The organism is Streptomyces sp. NPDC002573 (assembly GCF_042889625.1).
Taxonomy (GTDB): domain Bacteria; phylum Actinomycetota; class Actinomycetes; order Streptomycetales; family Streptomycetaceae; genus Streptomyces; species Streptomyces gibsoniae.
The window spans coordinates 1-5,075 of record NZ_JBIARC010000183.1; the positions used below are offsets into that span (position 1 = coordinate 1).

Below are 5,075 nucleotides of genomic sequence, written 5' to 3' on the forward strand. Positions count from 1 at the left end.
CACCCCGGCACCCCGCCACCCAGTCGGCAAGAAACAGCGCAAAGTGGACATGCCGCGACGCGGCGGAGCCGAGCAGCAGCCTTAAAGATCAAGCTTAGCCAAGTCGCGCTCTTTTCCGTCGGCTTGCGCAGGGTGATCGAGGTGATGGTGGGGACCGGTCCGCGATGTGCCGCCTGCTGGCCGGGCGCCATGACGGTCTGGTCACCGGGCGTGTCCGGATCACCGACCGCTTTCCGCTGTCTTGCGGGGCCTGCTTGCCGTGGCGTCCTGGGCGGCTTGGGGCTGGCAGGGCGGCGGCGCCGGCCGGGTGGGGGAGGGGTGGTCGGTCCGGCACCGGGGTGGTTGAGGCTCTGTCCTGCGTGTCGGACCTGGGTGGGGCCGGGTCGGTATCTGTCCGTGGGGCGGTCTGCGGGCTGTCGCCTGCGGGGCCGTGGACCGTAGGCCGCAGTCCGGGCCGTGGTGCCCGGTCCCGGGCCTCGGCCCGGGACCGGGTCGCCGTTTCCGGCCGCAGTCCCCCGGGGCCGTTCCCGTCCCCGGGGCGCGGGGTGCGGGGTGGGGGTTAGCGGACGTGGCGGTGCATGGTGACGGTGGGTGTGAAGTCGGTCAGGGGGTCGTTGTTGCTGCTGGTGCGTGGTGCGTGTGCCGCGTCTCGGTCGAGGATGGCTTTGACCTGCTGGGCGAGTTCATCGGCCTGGCGTGTGATCTGGTCGATGGGCAGGCGGGAGGTCCTGAGGGCGTCGACCTGGCGGTTGATGGTGTTGAGTTCGGTGCGTGCCTGGCGGCTGAGGGTGAACTGGCGGGGTGTGGCGACGATGAATTGGTAGGCGGCGGAGACGGTCTGGCATGCCGGGCAGTGTTCGTTGAGGGATCTGCTGATGTTGGTGGCGTTGATCAAGCGTGCGTTGCGGCCGGCTGTGGTGACGATCTGGTAGGAGAGCGCGACGGAGCGGCAGGGGTTGTCGAGGGTGCATCCTGCCGATACCGCGGTGGCCCGGTTGTTGGCGGTGACGGCGACGGAGGGACCGTATGCGTGAATCGTGAAGGATTCGTCGAACTGGTTCACGTGGGTCCTGTCTGCGTGGCTGAGCGCGGCGTCGACGGCGATCGCGACGTCGTGGGAGATGCCGAAACGGGCGGGGGTGGCGCGGGCTGTGGTGGTGAGGGCGGTCATGGCCAGGCCGGCGGTGACGGCGGCGCCGAGACGGACGGTTGTCTTGGTGGCTGCGGGGGTGCGCGGTTTGCGGTGGTGCATGGGTTTTCTCCTGCGACAGGGGTGTGGGGTGGTGTGTGGTGTTCAGGGATGGTTCGGGGTCGGTGGTGTGGTCGCCGAGGGCGGGGGCGAGGTGGGGGGAGGCTGCGAGGGTGTGGGGGTGGGGGATTGGGTGGGTGTCTGGCTCGGGGAGGTGCTGGGTGCGGGGCTGGTGGGGGTGGTGCCGGTCGGTGTGGTGGGGGCTGGTGTGCCGGTGGCGGGCGGCGGGCTGGTGGGGGTTGCGGCGGATGGTGTGGTTGTGGGGGTGGGCGGACTGCTTGGGGTGGCGTGGGGGATGTGTGCGGGGTGGCTCTGCTCGGGCGTGGCGCCCGCGGAGCGGCGGGTGGCGGGGTGTGTCGCAGCGGGGTGTGTGGGTGTGGGGAGTGGGGTGGGTGGTTGGGGTTTGCCGGGTTGGAGGACGGGGGTGGCGGGGGCTGCTTCGGGGAGGGGTTGGGGGGTGAGGCCTTGTAGCCAGGCGGTGGCGAGGGCGGCGCAGCCGGCGGCGGCTGCGGCGGCCAGTGTCAGGCGCAGCACTGGTTTGCCTTCGCTCGCCCGTGTGGCGGTGCGCCATAGGCGTCCTGCCAGGCGGGCGGTGAGGTAGGCGCCGCCGGCCATCGGGCAGATCAGCATGAGGGTGCCGATCACGCCGACCAGGCCGGTGGCGGTGTGTCCGTCGGTGAATGCTGCGATGGTTCCCAGGCATTGGTCGTGCAGGCCGCGGGTGGCGGTGGTCAGCAGGCGGGGCAGGTTCCACAGGGCGTAGGCGGCTTCGGCGAGCAGCAGGGGGACCATGGTCGCGACCCACACGGTGACGATGGTGCGTGCGGAGGGTTTGAGGTCGGCGGCCTGTGTGGCGGCCGGGTGGTGTCCGGGCAGGAGGCTGAGCAGGATGGGTTTGATTTTGCCGTACAGGTCGGGGACGCCGGCCAGGTCGCCCAGGATGTAGTAGCCGTCCAGCCGTACTGCGGGCATGAGTTGTTCGAGGACTTCGAAGTGGGCGAGGTAGACCGCGGCGAGGAGGAAGGGCTGGTGGGTGAGTAGGTAGGTGGCGGTGAGGGCCAGCATGAAGATGGCGTTGAAGTAGACGCCGCCCAGTCCGGTGCGCAGGCGGCCGGCTCTTCCGATCCGGTAGACGTCGGTGACGTCGGTGTACATGGACGGCCAGATCAGGAAGATGCCGCAGCCGATCTTTCCGGGCACTGCTCCGCTGTAGCGGCAGGCCGAGGCGTGTCCGAACTCGTGGAAGAGGAGGGAGGCGACGGTCAGTGCGAAGACGATGAGCATCCACAGGGGCTGTTCGAGGACCTGCAGGACGGGGGTCATGGCTCCGTGGACGGCGAAGAGCCAGACGTCCATGGCGATGACGCCTGCCAGTGTCAGCACCACGGCCAGGGGCCGGTGCAGCCAGGCGAGTGCGGCGGCGATGCGGGCCACGTGCCCCTCGTGGAAGATCACTTTGTGGCCGCGCAGGGCCAGCAGCAGATCGGAGCGGGGAGCGGGGGCCTGGCTCAGGTGGTCGGTGAGGGGGAGGGTGATCCCGAGCGGGGTGAGTTTGTGCTCGACGAGGTAGGTGATGTTGTCCGTGGTGACTTCGGCTCCGTAGCGGCCGCTGACCCGGTGGGAGATCGTCTCGGCGTCGCGGATGCCGTCGATGCTGCTGACGACGAGGTACAGCAGGCGTGAGAGCTGGATGACTTGTCCGTCGCCGCGGCGGACGATGTATCGGCGCTCGGTGAAGCCAGACCCCTTGTACTCACCGAGGGTCTGCAGGCCGGGGCTCGGCTGCGGGACGGGCGCGGCACCGGGGGACGCCGGGGTGCCGGCCGTCGTGGCGGGTGCCGGGTGCGCGAGGGGATCGGCCGCGGGGGGATCGGGCGCGTGGGCGGCGGCCGTCTGCCCGGGCAAGTGCCCGGGGTGTGGGGCGTGGGCCTGCAGCGTGGTGAGGCTGCTGTTGTCTTCGGACGCCGGCATGGTCTTCTCCTGGGCGCATTTGACGGCTGGACACATGTGCGCGGTGTGCAGCGGATGCCGGTGGGGGAGGGGGCGGTGGCCCCCGGCAGCCGCCCACGAGGGCACGAGGGCACGAGGGCATGGGGGCCATCACGGGCGGCGGGTGCGCGGTGAGGTGAGGTGAGGTGTGGTGTGGTGCGAGTGGAGCGACTCCCGGCGCGGACGGTTCGGCAGCCGAGGCTGATGCGGCCGGAAGCGCTTGCGGCGCCTGCCGCCAACTGCACCGGCGGCAAGGCAGCTTGACGCTCTATGAGCAGGGAGCGGGCGTGGCGCGGTATGTATCTGCCAGGTGTGCCAGGCGGGGCCGGGTCTGTGTGCCGCCCCCGGCCCTGCCTGGTCCGGTGTTACTGCTGCACGCTGATGCTCTGGGTGGCCTCGGACTGGGCGACCGCGTACGGCGAGCACTGGTTCAGCGCGACCGAGTCGTTGTGCGCGTCCACGTGGGCCACCTTCTTCGTGACGGTGGTCATCTTGGCGAAGTTGAACGAGAACTTGCCAAGGGCCTCACGCCCGGGCAGCAGTTCCGCGGTCTCGGCCTCGAGCTGGTCCATGTTCATGAAAAGACTCCTTTCGTCCTTCAAGTGGTGTGTGAGCGAAACGAGTTCCGGTGAGTTGCCTGTCGTAGCCGCTGTCCGGCCTCGTTTCGGCCCTGCCGGCGCCTTGTGGCTGACAGTGAGCGAGCAGCAGGCTGTCTGCACGGTGGCGCCGCAGGATCGGTGGACGGCGACAAGTGCCTTGCTCCGCAGCCAGGTCATGCGGAAACCCGGCTGCGGAGTCGGGGCACGGCGGAACTGGGAGAGCCGCCCGCCGTCCAAAGTCTCCGAACAGTTCGTCCGGAGGCTCCGGACATTAGCTGAAACCGAAGGAAAAGCGCAAACAATCCAAATGCGACATTTGTTCAAAGTCGTACTGCTGTTCACTCGCGCGGTATCGGTGCCTGTTCCTGATTCGCCATGACATGTCTCGTGCCTGTCCCGGACGGCTGAGGGGGCAGGGCGAGGTCATGGCCTGCCTCTAGGCTGTTCTTCGCGGAAGTCCGTCGACAGCTCGGAGACGCCATGCCCCTGCGATTGGTTGCGATGACGCTGGTTGCCCCGATCCGCTGGCTTTGGCGACGTTCTATCGGCAGGCCACCGGCCTTGAACTGCATCCGAAGTCGGACGCCGACTTCGCGGGTCTCAACGGTGAGCATGGACTCTTGATCGGTCTTCAACCGGGTCGACGGCTACCGGGCTCCGAGCTGGCCTGACGAAGTCGTTCCGTAGCAGCTGCACATCTGCTTCAAGGTTGATGAGAACCTGGGTGAAACTGAGGCGCGGCTGCTGGAGCTCGGTACAGGCAAGCCTGATCACCAGCCTCACGGGGACGAAGCGCGAGATCTCACCGATCCAGCTGGACATCCCTTTTGCATCATCACGCGCTGATTGCCAGAAGAGGACTGCTGGGACGAGGTGGTCGGGGAAGTACCGGCAGCCGCCGGCCGCGGGGCGGGGGCGTGTAGCCGGTGCTGCGGGCGGCGCACCGGATACGGTCATGCGGTCATGCACCGACCGGCGTGCGGCGCGCGCGGGAATGCGGCACGTGACGGCAGGAACGGCGTCGCCCTCGCAGACGGATGTCCTTTCTGCGCATCGACCGGGCGGTGTTCACACACGTCCGTGGGCGGCGTGCGCGCAGACGAGGCCGCCGGGCCGGCGCATCGGCGGATGGCGTCCGTTCTGGTGCAACACCGTTGCGTTAGGCCGACGGGCGGGTCGTCAAGGGGGGAACATCAGGACGGGACCTCGGGTAAGTCCCTTGGTGTCGAGCCAGGGCG

General features: G+C 68.9%; 3 protein-coding genes and 1 pseudogene. 1 reads left to right on the top strand and 3 read right to left on the bottom strand.

Annotation, left to right across the window (positions count from 1 at the left end; all coding sequences use genetic code 11):
* Positions 1 to 559: 559 nt before the first annotated feature.
* From ACFYX0_RS46660 to ACFYX0_RS46670, 3 genes are all read right to left on the bottom strand, one after another.
* A complete protein-coding gene (locus ACFYX0_RS46660; RefSeq protein ID WP_388981647.1) occupies positions 560 to 1,252 on the bottom strand; it encodes a hypothetical protein in 693 nt (230 codons plus the stop codon).
* A gap of 42 nt (positions 1,253 to 1,294) precedes the next feature.
* Entirely contained in the window at positions 1,295 to 3,220 is a 1,926-nt protein-coding gene (locus ACFYX0_RS46665) for a hypothetical protein (RefSeq protein ID WP_388981649.1), read from the bottom strand.
* 383 nt (positions 3,221 to 3,603) lie between these two features.
* Positions 3,604 to 3,816 carry a hypothetical protein gene (locus tag ACFYX0_RS46670; RefSeq protein ID WP_311701441.1) on the bottom strand — a complete coding sequence of 71 codons (213 nt, stop codon included), beginning with the start codon at positions 3,814 to 3,816 and terminating at the stop codon, positions 3,604 to 3,606.
* Positions 3,817 to 4,317: 501 nt separating this feature from the next.
* Between ACFYX0_RS46670 and ACFYX0_RS46675 the strand changes: the two are divergent.
* Positions 4,318 to 4,683 (top strand): annotated as a pseudogene (locus ACFYX0_RS46675) (VOC family protein).
* Positions 4,684 to 5,075: the final 392 nt, after the last annotated feature.